Consider the following 13,407-nt stretch of genomic DNA (forward strand, 5'->3'; position numbering starts at 1 on the left):
CGGCCTCCGTATGTTCATTTCTCCTGTCTGTGATCATCCTGTTCGTTTGGTCTTCGCGCTCAACCGAGCCGATACTCGTCGCGGACCTTACGCCGCAAGCTCGCCAACAGGTCTACTCAACGATCACAGGATCATCAAGTTCCTTGCTGGGATTCGTCATGGCAGCCGTCGCGATCCTTGCGGCCTTCGGACCACGAGCGGGAACAAGTCACGCGATGCAGGGCGCTGAGCGAAGGTTCGCGCGGGCGCGTGGACACATTATTGTGTCGCTCCTCGCAACCGGCGCCTTTCTCCTGGTACTACTAGTCACCGCTTCGCTGGCCCTGGCCACCGATACGAAGCCCGACGGGAATCCATTCGTGCTCGTAGTCCTGCTCGGTTCTGCCGTTGCATCCACGGTCGGTCTCATGCTGAGCGGTCTGGGGCTTTCGCTAGCTGTGATCGAACGTAGTAAGGGGCACTCTATTCCAATTTGACGTAAGCCAGGCATTCTTATTTCTTGAAGCGGACGGGGACACAACTTAAAGTGCAACGACAATCTGCATAAGATCTTCCACCACGTTCACCGCGCCGGCCGCACGCAGTGCGTCTTTCTTTGATCGGCGGTTCGCATACCCGATGGTGTGAATGTTGCTGGCCGTCCCTGCCGCCACATCGGAGAGGGAATCGCCGATAAAGATCGCACGGTCGGGCGCCACGCCAGTCGCGGCTAAAGCCCTTCGGAGGAGTTCGGCATCTGGCTTAAGACGTGCAGGATTCATTCCGTCGTATCGGGCACTAACGTGGTCGATGGAGCTGGCAAGCCCGTGGGACGCGAGGTACGCATGTATTGCGCCAATTGAGTTGTTGCTCACAATCGCTATTTGTCTACCGCTCGCCCGGGCTGCGCGAATTAGTTCGGCGCTGCCAGGCGTTGGCATGGCGGTCTCGATCGCTAAGATTTCCTTTTCCCTGAGAGCGTTTGCGACCATCTGCGTCACCTCTGGCCGCGCCACTCGCGACAAACGCATAAGGAGTCGCAGTGGGTCGTTCTCGTCATTGAAGTCTGTTGTGTTGACTCCCGTCATCTGGCGCAGTTCCGAGGCTATCGAACGCGCCGGGTATCCCGCGAAGACAGAACAGACTGGTCCGTCGAAGTCGAGAAGGAGGAGCGACCGGTCACGGATCAGTTGTGCGAGCTGGTTAGCGCTCGCATTCACGGGCGCTCCTCAGCGATTGTATTCCAGACGCTGTCGAACCAGCCGCGGGCGGCTTCGACGTACTGGGTGCCGGTGTCTTCCTCGTCGCTCGTCGCGTATGGGAAGAGCGGTACGTCTTTGCCCATGACGTCGTAGATCGGTGTGGGTTTCTTGTCGATGGTGACGGAGTGCTTCACGACGGGGTAGAAGCCGAAGAAGGCTTGTTCGTTGTTGAGAATGTAGAGCTTGAACAGGGTGGCGGTGCGGTGGCGTCGGATGTCGGCGGTGGCGTTGCGGACGAGTCCGAGGTCGGCGAGTTCGTGTACCTCGGCGACGATCGACTCGGTGTGCCGTCGCATGATGCCTTCGGCCCGCCGTCGCACCGCGACGTCATCTCCGTCGTCGTTGGCGGCGGCAGGCACTGACGCCGGGTTGCTCAGGTCCGGCAGCAGCAGGCGAACTGTGATGGTCTCGGGCGAGAGGCGGCCGGCGCGGATTTTGTCGAGCGGTTCAGTCATAGCGCCGTGCAACGTCTCGCCGGAGAACCCGGCGAAGTCGATGGAGACGTGTGGTCGTTCGAACGCCGCTTCGATGTGTGGCCGCAGTCCGATCGGTTTCTCTGTGCTGGTGCGGACGAACGCGCCGGTTCCCTGGCGGGTGACGATCAGCCGCTCGTCGCGCAGGATGCGCAACGCGGTCTTGATGGTCTCGCGGGCGACGCCGTACCTCTCGGCGAGGTCGAGCTGCGACGGTAGCCGCTCGCCTGGCCCGATCCGCTTAGTCAGGATGACCGCGCGGAGCACTCCGGCGATCTGCTGGGACGACGGGCGTTGGTCGTCGGGCTCCAGGTCGTCGAGGTCGGCCGCGGTGAGGTTCACGGCCACAGATTAGAACCTGACTAGCCAAGTTAGGAATAGTTGCGCTGGTCGTCTTGTGTCTCGGTAGCCCATCTTTACCGTCAATTTGGCTAGCCAAGCTAGTCAAGTGAGTTGAGCTTGACTCACCAAGGCAGGTCCGTCGCGTGTCTGCATCCGGGTTGGCGCTTGGCGCGGGTGCGCGGCGGGCCGTTGTCGGCACCGGGGTGGGCGTTGAGACTGCTCCGTCCGCTCCGGTGCCTTCCACGTGCGGTGGAGGTGCATGGTGCGACCGGCGGAGATTCTGCCCTTCGACCGGAACGACCCGCCGATCGACCCGCCGGTCGGGTGCGTCAACCGGCTGATGTGGCAGGTGTCGCGGCGGCTTTTTGCGGAGCATCAGCCCGGTGTGGACGGCTGGTGCCTGGCCTGTCGTCCGTACAGCTACTACCCGTGTGTGGCGCGGCAGCTCGCCGATCTCGGGCTTGCGTCGGCGTTCACCCGTCCGCACGGCACGCCGTGGCGGATGACCGACCAGCGCTGGCGGCAGGTGTGGGCGTGAGACGCGACCCGGTGTCGACGCCTGCCCGCCTACCCGCGCCGGCTGCCGACCTCGTCGGCTGCGCCGTCCACGTCCCGGCGAGTATGGCCCGGTACCACGGTGGCCCGTTCTGGCTTCGGGTCACGTGTGTGCGCGAGGACATCTCGCTCTGGTACGGCGGTGACTGGGTCTGGCTCGAAGGCATCGTGCTTGTCGACCAGGGCGCCGCGCTCGGCCGCGTCCAGGTGCTCGTACACGTCGGCGTCTTCGCCGCGTCGGCGGCCGTGCGGGGTGTGGTCTGATGCCGGTCGAGTCGACGCCACCGAAGTACGCGGTCATCGCGGGTGCCATGCAGGACCGGATCATCTCCGGCCGCTACCCGGCTGGCTCCCTGCTTCCGAGCGAGGCGGATCTCGTGCGCGAGTTCGGGACCGCACGCGCCACCGTTGTGCGCGCTCTGGAGTTCCTGCGGCTGGAGGGGTGGCTGCAAGCCCAGCAGGGCAAGGGCCGCATCGTGCTCGGCCGCCCTCACGCCGAGCGGGCCTCGGCGCCGGCCCGGGTACTGCGGCTCTTCGACGGCGAGGACTCGACCACCGTCACCCTCGTGCGCGCGGCGCCGGTCCCAGCCACCGACCGGGTCGCTGACATCCTCGGCCTGAGCACCCCGGCCCGCGTCGTCGCCAGACGGCGGATGCTCGCCGACACGGGCGTCATGCCGCCCGCCTTCGCGGTCGTTCACCTTCCCGACGACATCGCCCGGCGGGCGGTGCTGGTCATGAACGCGCCGATCCGCGAAGACCTGCTCTCACGGCTGACCCGCACCGGGCTCGGTCCGCGGCGCGTGACCGAGCGGCTGATGGCCCGGCCCGCGACGGCTCGTGAGGCATCCCTGCTCGGCGTGCACCGAGGTCGGTGCCTGATCGCGTCCACCGTCGTCGTCCTCGACACCGACGGACGGCCCTTGGTGGCGGTCGACGCGGTGCAGCCGGCGGATCGCACCATTGTGGAGTTCGGGCACCGTCTTCCATAAACAATCTTGAATCCCTCACTTGACTAGCCATGTTGGCCATCGACATACTTGGCTGACATGACCAGTCAAGTAGTCAAGTGGAGGGAGACCACGAAGATGTCGGTTCCGAACGCGCTACAGGTCCCAGTTCCGATGGACTATGTGTTCGCGCACGGCGTTCTCGGTCTGCGGGTCGAGGCGGTCACGGACTTCGACAAGCGCGGCCAGGGCGACGACCAGGCGCGCGACAAGGCGACCGGTGAGCGGCTATGGCAGGTCGTCGTGATGGACCTCGACCCCGAGGCGGGCTCGTTCGGCCGGTCGACCGAGGTCAAGGTCAAGATTGCGGCGCCGGTGCAGCCGGTGCTGCCCGAGTCGCCGGTCCCGGGCTATCCGCCTCGGGTCGAGTTCAGCGACCTGGTGCTGACGCCCTATGTGGACTCGCAGCGGTGCAAGGGCTCCGACAAGGGAGCGCACCGCTGCCGGGCGCGGCTGGCCTGGTCGATCAGGGCGAGCGGGCTGTCGGCGCCGAAGCCGTCACCGCGTCGCAGCGCCGCTGCCTGAACAGCGACTGTCACGTCGGGGACGGGGTTCAACCGCCAAGCAGAACCCCCGCCCCCGACGCCTTCAACCACACCCACGAAGGGGAGGGCTGCCATGCCCACGTTAGTTCACGCTGCCCGCATCATCCGGATGGTGTGGCGGGAGTGCTCCGGCTGCGGCCGGCTGTTCCCCGCCACCCCGGCCGAGTCCCTATGCCCGGCGTGCGCGGGGTGGTCGTGATGCGCGTCGTCACGCTCTGCCGCGCCGTCGCCGCCTCGACCGGTCTCGTGCTCGGTCCGCCGTCCGCGACGGTCGTCGAGATCCGTTGCCCGCGCTGCCACCACTGGCGCAAGCCCCGCCGGTTCGACACCCACGCCAACGCCTGCGCGCACTGCAAGGCCACCCTCGGGCGGGAGGCGCGGCCGTCATGACCCGCACCCATCGACGCACCGTTGCCACCCTGGCGGGACCGGGCATTAGCGCCGCCCGCGAGGTCTACCTCACGACTCCGGGCGACGCGGTTCGGGTGGCCGCGCTGGTCGAGATCTCGGCCGCTGCCGCCGCGCTCGCCCGTACCGTCGTCAAGCTCCGCCACCTCGACCCCGACCTGATCGCACCGCACGTCGCCGACCGAGCCGACCTGCGCGCGGTCCTCGGCCGTGGCCGGTGGCTGCCGACCATGGTCCGCCACGTCCCGCGACCGCCGGCCGGGCCGGGCGACCTGTCCGGGCTCGTCGCGACGGTGCTCGCCTCGCGTTCGGTGCGCCGTCGGGCGTCCCGGCGCACCAGCGCACCGGGTCAGGGAGCGCTGTTCACCGCTGATGGGGGGCGGTAGCCGTGGCGCTGCACCTCACCGCTACCCGGATCGTCTCCGACTCTCCCGGCTGCGACCTGCGCGCCGAGCGGCACGCGGACGGCTGGCACGTGCCCGGCCACCCCGGGTCGCTGGACCTCAACCGGGCCATGCTCGCGATGCTCATCGCCGAGGTCCACGCCCTCAACCCGCCACCGCAGGATCCGCGGTGGGCGCACGTCGCCGAATGGTGGAGCCAGATCGCCCGCCCCTACTACGACGGGGGTGCGTGACGGTGCCGTTCATCAACGTCATCCGGGGCCAGGAGATCCCGGAAGCGCCGCTGAACGTCCGCACACCCGTCGTGCGGATACCGATCTGGATGGCCGTGGCCTGGTGGTGCCTACGCGGACTCGGCCGGCTCGTACGCGGCTACATCCGCCACTGGTGGCTCACCCTGCCGCTGACCGGACTCGGCTGGCTCTACCTCGAGCACGGTGCGTTCACCCTCGCCACCGTCGTCGTCGCCGTGGCCCTGGTCGCGACGGTGTGGGCGCTCTCGCACCGCCCGTCGTGGCTGCGGCTCGGGTGGTGGCCGGTCAAGGCGCGGATCCGGCTGTGGCAGTACCGGCGGGTCTGGCATCCGGCCATGGCCACCGCCCGGCTCGCGGTCACCTGGGACACCCACACCGTCCTACCCATCCTCAAGAAGGTCCGGTGCGGGGCTGGCATCGACGAAGTCACCGTGCGGATCGTGTCCGGGCAGACCCCCGACGACTTCGCGCTCGCCTCGGAACGACTCGCGCACACCTTCGGCGTCCGCCAGGTCAAGGTCACACCCGGCCGGCGACCGGACACCATCACCCTCACGCTGCTACGCGGTGACCCGCTCGCGACGCTGGTCGAGCCGCTGCCGGTGCCGTTCGTCCCCGACTTCACGGCGCTGCCACTCGGCCGGCGTGAAGACGGGCGCCCGTTGACGCTCAGGCTGTTCGGGACACAGATCCTCGTCGCCGGTGCCACCGACGCCGGGAAAGGCTCGGTCATCTGGTCGACCGTCCGCGCGGTCGCCGGTGGGATCCGGGCCGGGCTGGTCGAGGTGTGGGCCTTCGACCCCAAAGGCGGCATGGAGCTCGCGATCGGCCGGCCGCTGTTCGCCCGGTTCGCGTGCGACGACTACACGGCCATGGCCGACATGCTCGAAGAGGCCGTAGCCACCATGCGCCGACGCACCGGCCGGCTTCGCGGACTCACCCGCCAGCACATCCCCACCGTCGACGAGCCGCTGATCCTCATCATCGTCGACGAGCTGGCCGCGCTGACCGCCTACCTGACCGACCGCCAACTCAAGGAACGGATCAAGAACGCGCTCGGCGTGCTCCTCTCCCAAGGCCGCGCCGTCGGCGTCCACGTCCTCGCCTGCCTGCAAGACCCGCGCAAAGAGGTCCTGCCGTTCCGCAACCTGTTCCCGACCCGCATCGCGCTGCGCCTGGCTGAGGACAAGGAAGTAGACCTCGTCCTCAACGACGGCAGCCGCGACCGCGGTGCACTCTGCGACCAGATCCCCAAGAGCCTGCCCGGCGTCGCCTACCTGCTCCTCGACGGCGACCCCACCCCGATGCGGGTCCGGTTCTCCTACCTCTCCGACGCCGACATCCGAGCCATGGCAACGGAATACGGCCGCCTGCGCCTCACCGAAGGGAGTGCCGCATGACCACCCACACCGCCCGTCTGGAAGGGGCAGCCCTGGTCGCCATCCTCCTCGTCGTCGCCACCTTCGCCGGCGCCGCGTCCTTCACCCACGTCAAAGACTGGACCCTGGCCAACTCACTGCCCGGGACCGGCGAATGGTTCGGCTGGGCCAACGCCGTCATCAGCGAACTCCTCCCCACCGCAGCAGCCCTCGACATCCGCCGACGCCGACGCACCGGCCAACCCATCGCCTACCCAGCAGCCGTCCTCGCAGGTGCCGTGGCGCTGTCCCTGGCCGCACAACTCGCCGTAGCCAAATCCGGCCCGTCCGGCTGGCTGCTCTCCGCCGTCCCCGCTTTGGCGTTCCTCGCGCTGACCAAACTCGTCCTGACCACCAACCCACCGCAACCCGCCCAGACGGTGGCGGCACCACCCGTCGCGGTCGACGACGACCAGGGCGAGACGCACGCGCGGCCCACCGCGTTGGTGCCACTGCGCCCGGACGCGTTCACCCGCGCCAACGACGACCGGCTGGTGAGCCGATGACATCACCCGCGACAGTCATCGAGGCCCGGCCCGGCTCACGGGCCGCCCGGATGGCTCTGCCCCGAGCGATCGACGCACTCAAGCAACTCGCCAACGAGTACGGCGTCTGCGCCCGACCTGTGCTGCTCCGGCGAACCGACCTCAGCACCGGGCAGACCGAGGTCATCGACCTGCCCTGCGGCGCCACCCGCGACGACAAATGTCCGGCCTGCGCGAAACGCGCGAAGCGGCTGCGGCAGGTCCAGATCCGGGAAGGCTGGCACCGCGCCGACGAACCCACTCCGCCGCCCGACGACGCCACCGACGCGCAACGCGCGCTCATCCAACTGCGCGCGCACTACGAACTCGGCCGCGCCCAAGCCGAACTCGCCTGCCAATGGGACCAGGTCGCCGACCTGGACGACGCGATCGCCGAGGTGGAAGAGGTCATCTCCGCTGAGGGCCTGCGCGGGCGGATCGCGCCGCCCCACACCAACCACGACCAGGGCGACGAGCTTGAAGGCCGAGCGCGGCGGATCCGGTCGACCAGGCGCCGCCAGGACGTCCCCGACCTACCGCGCCGACGCGTCGAGCCGCGCACCGTCGGCCGTGTCTACACCGCCCCCGACGGCGCCACCTACCAGCCCTCGATGTGGCTGACGCTGACCCTGGACTCATACGGCCCGGTCCACGGCGTCCGGCGCTCGGCCGGCGGCAAACCGATCCCGTGCGCGTGCAAGCGCATGCACGCCGACGACGACCCGGTCATCGGCACCCCGGTCGACCCGGCCGGCTACGACTACCACCGCGCCGCCTGGGACGCCGTGCACTTCCCCCGCCTCCTCGACCGGTTCTGGCAAAACCTACGCCGCGCGGAAGGATGGAACGTCCAGTACGCCGGATGCGTAGAGCCGCAACGCCGACTCGCCCCACACGCGCACTTCGCGATCCGCGGCACCATCAGCCGCGCCATGCTGCTCAAGGTCGCCTCCGCGACCTACCACCAGGTTTGGTGGCCACCAGCGGAAACGCTCGTCTACCACCCCGACAACCCGCCACGCTGGAACGGGACAGCATGGGTCGACCCAGACACCAACACGCCGCTACTGACCTGGGCACAAGCGCTCGACGCCCTCGACGACGACGCCAACTCCCGGCCGGCGCACGTCATCGGCTTCGGCGACCAGGTCAAGGCCAAAGGCGTCGAGAGCGGGACCCGCGACGCCGAGAAGACCATCGGCTACATCACGAAGTACATCACCAAGAGCGCCGCCGACTGCCACCTCGAAACCACCCACGCCCAACGCGCTCACGCCGACCGGCTCTGGCGACAGCTCCGCGTCACCCCGTGCTCGGACCGGTGCGCCAACTGGCTCCTCTACGGCGTCCAGCCGAACAAGGCGCACGACAAGCTCCGACCCGGGAACTGCAAGGGAAAGGTTCACCAACGGTCCACATTGGGCATCGGTGGCCGGCGCATCCTCGTGTCCCGCGACTGGTCCGGCAAGACCCTCGCCGACCACCGTGCCGACGCGCACGCCTGGGTCAAAGCGCTCCTCGGCATCACCACCGACTCGGCAACCGCCGAACCGGTCGACGCCGTGGCCGGGGAACCGACTCCTGTGGCGTGGGAGCTGGCAAGACCAGACGACCCGGACGTGCCACCCGCCGAGCACCGGCTCCTACGCGCCGTCTCCCAACGGATCCAACGAAGACAACAACTCGACGAGGCTCGGCGACGCACCTCGGACCCGCCGGAATCGGGGCGGGCGGTGATGACTGATGGCTGAGCGCTACTTGTCGGTCGCCGAGGTGGCGGACCGCCTGGGAACGACAGAGCGGTTCCCGCGACGGCTCATCGAGGAACGCCGGATCGAGTTCAAGCGCTTCGGGCGGCATGTCCGCATCGCCGAGAGCGTGCTGAACGCCTACATCGACTCGTGCACCGTGGCGCCGCGCCGCGCTGGATATGGGTGGAGGGCCGCGTAGTGGGCGGGAACGACAAGGGATCGCGCCGCCGGTTCGGAAGCGTTCGGCAACTGCCTTCCAGCAAGTGGCAGGCGCGCTACACAGACCCGAACGGAGAGCCCCGCAAGGCCCCGGACTTGTTCGCGACGAAGCGGGGCGCCGAACGCTGGCTGGTCGAGACCGAGGCCGAGATCCTTCGCGGCGAATGGCTCGATCCGGACGCGGGCAAGATCCCTCTCGGCGACTATCTTGACCAGTGGATCAAGGAACGCGACCTCAAGGCACGCACTCGTGAGGAGTACGAGCGGATCGCCCGCCTGCACATCCGCCCGCAACTCGGCAAGCGCCCGCTGAACGAGGTCACGTCGGCGGTGATCCGGACGTGGCGGTCGGACCGGTTGGCCGCAGGCGTCGGACGGTCGACGGTCGCGAAGGCGTACCGGATCTTGCACGCGGTGTTCGGGACCGCTGCCGACGACGAGCCTCCGCTCATCCGCCGTAACCCCTGTCGGCTGAAAGGCGCCGGCTCTGACAAGTCAGACGAACGACCGACCGCCACTCTCGACCAGGTCCTCGCGCTCGCCGACGCGATCCAACCTCGCTATCGGCTCCTCGTGCTCTTGGCCGCGTTCGCACAGTTGCGGTTCGGCGAGCTCGTCGCCTTGCGCCGGCGCAACATCGATCTTGCTCGGATGGAACTTCGCGTTCAGCGGGCGACTGCGGAGATGGAGGACGGAACCCAGCTCGACGACGACCCGAAGTCGGAGGCGGGCAAGCGGCCGATCACCCTCCCGCGCGCACTCCGCGTCGACATCGAGGCTCATCTCCACAATTACGTGGGCGCCAGTGACGACGCTCGGCTCTTCATCGGCCCGCAGGGCGGCATCCCGCGCCGCCGGAACTTCAACCGTGTCTGGAAGCGGGCCATGTGCGACGCAGGCGTACCGGCCGGAGCCGATCTTCATCTTCATGATCTCCGGCACACCGGCAGCACGTGGTCCGCTCAGAGCGGCGCGACCCTCAAGGAGGTGATGGCGCGAATCGGGCACTCGTCGCCACGCGCAGCGATGATCTACCAGCATGCGACCCGCGACCGGGACCAAGCGATCGCGGACGCCCTGGATGCCTTGATCACCGAACGCAGACCCTAGGTTGAGTTCCAGCGAGCCCCTTGCTAGAGTTCCAGCATGGTAAACGCGAGTGGACCGAAGATGACCATGCCAACGCTGTCGGTCCTGCGCGCCCTGTTGGATGACCCCTCCCGTGAAATGTACGGAACTGAGATCTGCGCGGAGGCGGGGTTGGCGAGTGGGACCATTCACCCGATCTTGGCTCGACTCGAAGGAATGGGGTGGCTCGTAAGTCGTTGGGAAGACGTGGACCCTCGTACTGAGGGGCGGCCGCGGAGGCGTTATTACAGGCTAAGCGGCTCGGGGGTAGCACAGGCGCGTGACGCGGTGATTCGTGCAGATGCTCGGCGGGCACAGATTCAGCGCGGTTTTCCAAAGTTGGCCGGAGGATCGATTTAGTTGAAAGCTGGGGAGGTCGGCTACGAAGACGTAGCCGACGCGTTGGTACGTGCGCGGGGCGTTGCTGCGGGACTTCCGTTGAGCTATCGCCCCGCGCACGCAGCCGACCTATCGCGGACGCTCGACCGGATTGGTGCGCTAAGCGAGGAGTTGGTTGTAACTCGGCAATGCCTCGCGGGGCTGTCCGACTGGGAACTGAACAGGCTCGTCCCAGCAAGCCTGAAGCAGGCTATAAAGCTGAGGGAGTCAGTTGATCGTTCTCTCGGGCGCACTATCAGCAAAGGTCCAGGAGCCACCTCAGTCCTGGACGCGGAGTGTGAGTACTTACAAGCGATTTTGTCGAGGGCGCTGGAAAGGGCTAATGATCTGGTGGAGGGGAGGTCGTTTGTAAGTCTTCGCGAGCTCGCGGGAGAATCGGGATCCATCTCTTTAACGCTCGTCAGACTTACGGCTCAATCGATGCCGCTCCTTTTTCAGGGAAGATATCGGGATGAGTTCACGGCTGAACTCCTTGAGCAACAGTCGGAACGTGACCGTTTGCGCTACGTGGGGCGAATTGCCGTGTGCGCCTGGGGTCTACGGAAGAGTTTGAAGGCGGACGTGCCGGGCCGCGTGGTAGCTGGAGAAGGCGAGACAGGAAGTCGATGACGACGTGGGCGATCGTGGCGCTGGCGATCCTCGCAGCACTTGTTCTTTTTGTCCCATGGCAACACCCATATAAGCGGGCGGAATGCCTAATTCGGGCGTGGCGAAGTGGTGGGGCGGAGAGCGACAACACGGTTCAGGAAGTCGATCCCGATGCCTCGGTGCCGTGATCTAATGGCCTAGAAGGCGGCCCCGTCGCTGCACCGAGATGCTGGAACCACCTCGGTAACAGGACGGGGCCTATTCGCACCTTACGCGCCGACGTCGTCTTCTCGCGGGTGAAGTTACTCACCAGAAAGATCATTGGTCAAGGGCGATCTTCACTCATGCGAGCCAATGATCTTCGGCTCGACCTAGAGTTTCTGGCACGGATCTGGCACGGCATGAGACTTAGCTGCAAGAACGACAAAGCCCTGGCCGTGGACCTTGCGGTCCGACCAGGGCGGTCGTTTGGGTGGAGCCGAGGGGACTCGAACCCCTGACCCCCACACTGCCAGTGTGGTGCGCTACCAGCTGCGCCACGGCCCCATTCGCACCCGGTGTCCCGGGCACTCGCGCAATATTACACATGCCCCACCGCGGGGTCATCCAGCAGGGGTGCCCTCAGTTGAGGGCCACGTCCGCCGGGAAGTGGGCGACCGCCGAGAGGATGCCGCCCTGGCGGCGGAGGACCATCGGCCACAGGTCGTCCGGGCGGTCGACGAACGCGTCACCCGGCAGGGCGTCGAAGACGAACCACGAGCCGCTCTGGATCTCTTCCTCGAGTTGGCCCGGGGACCAGCCCGAGTAGCCCGCGAACACCCGTATGCAGGTCAGCTTCTCCCGCATCGCGTCGGGGTCGATGGACAGGTCCAGCGTGCCGATCGAGCCGGAGACGGGGTGGAACCCGCGCATCCGCGGTCGTTGCGCCCGCATCCGGGCCAGGCAGATCGCCGACTCGGGCTGCACCGGCCCGCCCTCGAACAGCACCGCCGGGTCGCGTGCCAGCGTGCCCCAGGCGCCCAGCACGTCGGAGACCGCGACCTCGGTCGCCCGGTTGAGCACCACGCCGAGCGCGCCGCCGGGCTCATGGGCCACGAGGAGCACGACGGTACGGTCGAAGTTGGGGTCTTTGAGCGCGGGCGTGGCCACGAGGAGCCGGCCGGTCATGGATTCCATTGACCGGCCCCCGATCGCCTGCCCTTCGCCGTGCACGCGCCTACCCCCCGACCCCGCCGCACGGGGACAGGACATCAGGCGCGGACACACACGCGCAACACATGCATCGCACCCTAGCCTGACCTACGGCCGTGGTTAAGGCTGACAGCCTCAGCGAGAGGGATGAAAGTGACAGCACGTGCGGAGCTTGCGGTAATCGGCGGTTCGGGTCTCTACGCCTTGCTCGACAACGCGACGGACGCGGACATCGACACCCCGTACGGCAAGCCGTCCGACCCGATCACGGTGGCGACCGTCGGCGACCGGAACGTCGCGTTCCTGCCGCGCCACGGCCGTGACCACCGGTTCCCGCCCCACCGGATCCCTTACCGCGCCAACATGTGGGCGCTGCGCGCGCTCGGCGTACGCCAGATCCTGGCCCCGTGTGCCGTCGGCGGGCTGCGCCCCGAGCTCGGGCCCGGCTCCTTCGTGATCCCGGACCAGCTGATCGACCGCACCACCAGCCGCCAGGCGACCTACTACGACGCGGGCGCCGTGCACGTGAACTTCGCCGACCCCTACTGCCCCGTAGGAAGAGCAACTTTGAAGAAGTCCGCCGCCCACAACGAGATCAGCACGACCGACGGCGGTGTCATGGTCGTGATCGAGGGCCCGCGCTTCTCCACCCGCGCCGAGTCCCGCTGGTTCACCTCGATCGGCGGCGCGGTGGTCAACATGACCGGCTACCCGGAGTCGGTGCTGGCCCGCGAGCTGGCCCTCTGCTACTCGACGATCGCGCTGGTCACCGACCTGGACGCCGGTGTCGAGGGCGACCACGGCGTCACCCAGGAGGAGGTGTTCCGCGTCTTCGGCGAGAACACCGCGAAAATGCGCGGCGTGCTGATGGACGCCCTGGCCACGATCCCGCTCGACCGCGACTGCCCCTGCGCCCACGCCCTCGACGGCCTGAAACTGCCCATCGAGCTGCCCTGA

Annotated in this window: 17 protein-coding genes and 1 tRNA gene; 14 read left to right on the forward strand and 4 right to left on the reverse strand. The window is 67.6% G+C overall.

The annotated features are described in order from the left end of the window. Positions 1–521: 521 nt before the first annotated feature. Both Asi02nite_RS24065 and Asi02nite_RS24070 read right to left on the reverse strand, forming a co-directional pair. Complete coding sequence (locus tag Asi02nite_RS24065; RefSeq protein ID WP_203716168.1) at positions 522–1,199, reverse strand: HAD family hydrolase; 678 nt, start codon at positions 1,197–1,199, stop codon at positions 522–524. Then, a complete protein-coding gene (locus tag Asi02nite_RS24070; RefSeq protein WP_203716169.1) occupies positions 1,196–2,056 on the reverse strand; it encodes a winged helix-turn-helix domain-containing protein in 861 nt (286 codons plus the stop codon). The genes Asi02nite_RS24065 and Asi02nite_RS24070 overlap by 4 nt, the downstream gene beginning before the upstream one ends. 262 nt (positions 2,057–2,318) lie before the next feature. On the opposite strand from Asi02nite_RS24070, the gene Asi02nite_RS24075 reads away from it, so the two are divergent. The 13 genes from Asi02nite_RS24075 (at position 2,319) to Asi02nite_RS24135 (ending at position 10,632) form a co-directional block, all read left to right on the forward strand. Next, entirely contained in the window at positions 2,319–2,594 is a 276-nt protein-coding gene (locus tag Asi02nite_RS24075) for a hypothetical protein (protein ID WP_203716170.1), read from the forward strand. Beyond that, positions 2,591–2,875: a hypothetical protein gene (locus Asi02nite_RS24080; RefSeq protein WP_203716171.1), complete on the forward strand. Its 285-nt coding sequence runs from the start codon at positions 2,591–2,593 to the stop codon at positions 2,873–2,875. The genes Asi02nite_RS24075 and Asi02nite_RS24080 overlap by 4 nt, the downstream gene beginning before the upstream one ends. Further along, positions 2,875–3,603, forward strand: coding sequence for a GntR family transcriptional regulator (locus Asi02nite_RS24085; protein WP_203716172.1), 729 nt, complete (start codon positions 2,875–2,877; stop codon positions 3,601–3,603). The genes Asi02nite_RS24080 and Asi02nite_RS24085 overlap by 1 nt, the downstream gene beginning before the upstream one ends. A gap of 132 nt (positions 3,604–3,735) precedes the next feature. Then, on the forward strand, positions 3,736–4,146 hold the full coding sequence (locus tag Asi02nite_RS24090) for a hypothetical protein (RefSeq protein WP_239127006.1): 411 nt from the start codon (positions 3,736–3,738) through the stop codon (positions 4,144–4,146). A gap of 218 nt (positions 4,147–4,364) precedes the next feature. Beyond that, positions 4,365–4,556 (forward strand): hypothetical protein, encoded by a 192-nt coding sequence (locus tag Asi02nite_RS24095; RefSeq protein ID WP_203716173.1) that lies wholly within the window; start codon positions 4,365–4,367, stop codon positions 4,554–4,556. Next, positions 4,553–4,960, forward strand: a complete 408-nt coding sequence (locus tag Asi02nite_RS24100; protein ID WP_203716174.1) for a hypothetical protein — start codon at positions 4,553–4,555, stop codon at positions 4,958–4,960. The genes Asi02nite_RS24095 and Asi02nite_RS24100 overlap by 4 nt, the downstream gene beginning before the upstream one ends. Before the next feature lie 2 nt (positions 4,961–4,962). After that, on the forward strand, positions 4,963–5,211 hold the full coding sequence (locus tag Asi02nite_RS24105; protein ID WP_203716175.1) for a hypothetical protein: 249 nt from the start codon (positions 4,963–4,965) through the stop codon (positions 5,209–5,211). Then, positions 5,208–6,632 carry an FtsK/SpoIIIE domain-containing protein gene (locus tag Asi02nite_RS24110; RefSeq protein WP_239127009.1) on the forward strand — a complete coding sequence of 475 codons (1,425 nt, stop codon included), beginning with the start codon at positions 5,208–5,210 and terminating at the stop codon, positions 6,630–6,632. Before Asi02nite_RS24105 ends, Asi02nite_RS24110 begins: the two co-directional genes overlap by 4 nt. Next, positions 6,629–7,156 carry a DUF2637 domain-containing protein gene (locus Asi02nite_RS24115; RefSeq protein ID WP_239127010.1) on the forward strand — a complete coding sequence of 176 codons (528 nt, stop codon included), beginning with the start codon at positions 6,629–6,631 and terminating at the stop codon, positions 7,154–7,156. The genes Asi02nite_RS24110 and Asi02nite_RS24115 overlap by 4 nt, the downstream gene beginning before the upstream one ends. Next, the gene (locus Asi02nite_RS24120) at positions 7,153–8,925 is read left to right on the forward strand and encodes a replication initiator (RefSeq protein WP_203716176.1); all 1,773 of its coding nucleotides are present in this window, start codon (positions 7,153–7,155) and stop codon (positions 8,923–8,925) included. Before Asi02nite_RS24115 ends, Asi02nite_RS24120 begins: the two co-directional genes overlap by 4 nt. Then, complete coding sequence (locus Asi02nite_RS24125) at positions 8,918–9,124, forward strand: excisionase family DNA-binding protein (RefSeq protein WP_203716177.1); 207 nt, start codon at positions 8,918–8,920, stop codon at positions 9,122–9,124. Before Asi02nite_RS24120 ends, Asi02nite_RS24125 begins: the two co-directional genes overlap by 8 nt. Next, the gene (locus tag Asi02nite_RS24130; RefSeq protein ID WP_203716178.1) at positions 9,124–10,254 is read left to right on the forward strand and encodes a tyrosine-type recombinase/integrase; all 1,131 of its coding nucleotides are present in this window, start codon (positions 9,124–9,126) and stop codon (positions 10,252–10,254) included. The genes Asi02nite_RS24125 and Asi02nite_RS24130 overlap by 1 nt, the downstream gene beginning before the upstream one ends. 66 nt (positions 10,255–10,320) lie before the next feature. After that, positions 10,321–10,632 (forward strand): PadR family transcriptional regulator, encoded by a 312-nt coding sequence (locus Asi02nite_RS24135; protein WP_373312322.1) that lies wholly within the window; start codon positions 10,321–10,323, stop codon positions 10,630–10,632. 1,100 nt (positions 10,633–11,732) lie between these two features. Here the strand turns inward: Asi02nite_RS24135 and Asi02nite_RS24140 are convergent. Further along, positions 11,733–11,805: transfer RNA gene (locus Asi02nite_RS24140), tRNA-Ala, on the reverse strand. A gap of 75 nt (positions 11,806–11,880) precedes the next feature. Next, a complete protein-coding gene (locus tag Asi02nite_RS24145) occupies positions 11,881–12,471 on the reverse strand; it encodes a YqgE/AlgH family protein (protein ID WP_239127014.1) in 591 nt (196 codons plus the stop codon). 132 nt (positions 12,472–12,603) lie between these two features. Between Asi02nite_RS24145 and Asi02nite_RS24150 the strand changes: the two genes are divergently transcribed. Then, a complete protein-coding gene (locus Asi02nite_RS24150) occupies positions 12,604–13,407 on the forward strand; it encodes an S-methyl-5'-thioadenosine phosphorylase (RefSeq protein ID WP_203716181.1) in 804 nt (267 codons plus the stop codon).

It is taken from the genome of Asanoa siamensis, from assembly GCF_016862555.1.
In the GTDB taxonomy this organism is placed as follows: domain Bacteria; phylum Actinomycetota; class Actinomycetes; order Mycobacteriales; family Micromonosporaceae; genus Asanoa; species Asanoa siamensis.

What these genes read in the sequence shown, in the direction of transcription:
- Asi02nite_RS24085 (WP_203716172.1), top strand. Translation starts at nt 2,875, where the DNA reads ATGCCGGTCGAGTCGACGCCACCGAAGTACGCGGTCATCGCGGGTGCC.
- Asi02nite_RS24090 (WP_239127006.1), top strand. Translation starts at nt 3,736, where the DNA reads ATGGACTATGTGTTCGCGCACGGCGTTCTCGGTCTGCGGGTCGAGGCG.
- Asi02nite_RS24095 (WP_203716173.1), top strand. Translation starts at nt 4,365, where the DNA reads ATGCGCGTCGTCACGCTCTGCCGCGCCGTCGCCGCCTCGACCGGTCTC.
- Asi02nite_RS24100 (WP_203716174.1), top strand. Translation starts at nt 4,553, where the DNA reads ATGACCCGCACCCATCGACGCACCGTTGCCACCCTGGCGGGACCGGGC.
- Asi02nite_RS24115 (WP_239127010.1), top strand. Translation starts at nt 6,629, where the DNA reads ATGACCACCCACACCGCCCGTCTGGAAGGGGCAGCCCTGGTCGCCATC.
- Asi02nite_RS24120 (WP_203716176.1), top strand. Translation starts at nt 7,153, where the DNA reads ATGACATCACCCGCGACAGTCATCGAGGCCCGGCCCGGCTCACGGGCC.
- Asi02nite_RS24125 (WP_203716177.1), top strand. Translation starts at nt 8,918, where the DNA reads ATGGCTGAGCGCTACTTGTCGGTCGCCGAGGTGGCGGACCGCCTGGGA.
- Asi02nite_RS24135 (WP_373312322.1), top strand. Translation starts at nt 10,321, where the DNA reads ATGCCAACGCTGTCGGTCCTGCGCGCCCTGTTGGATGACCCCTCCCGT.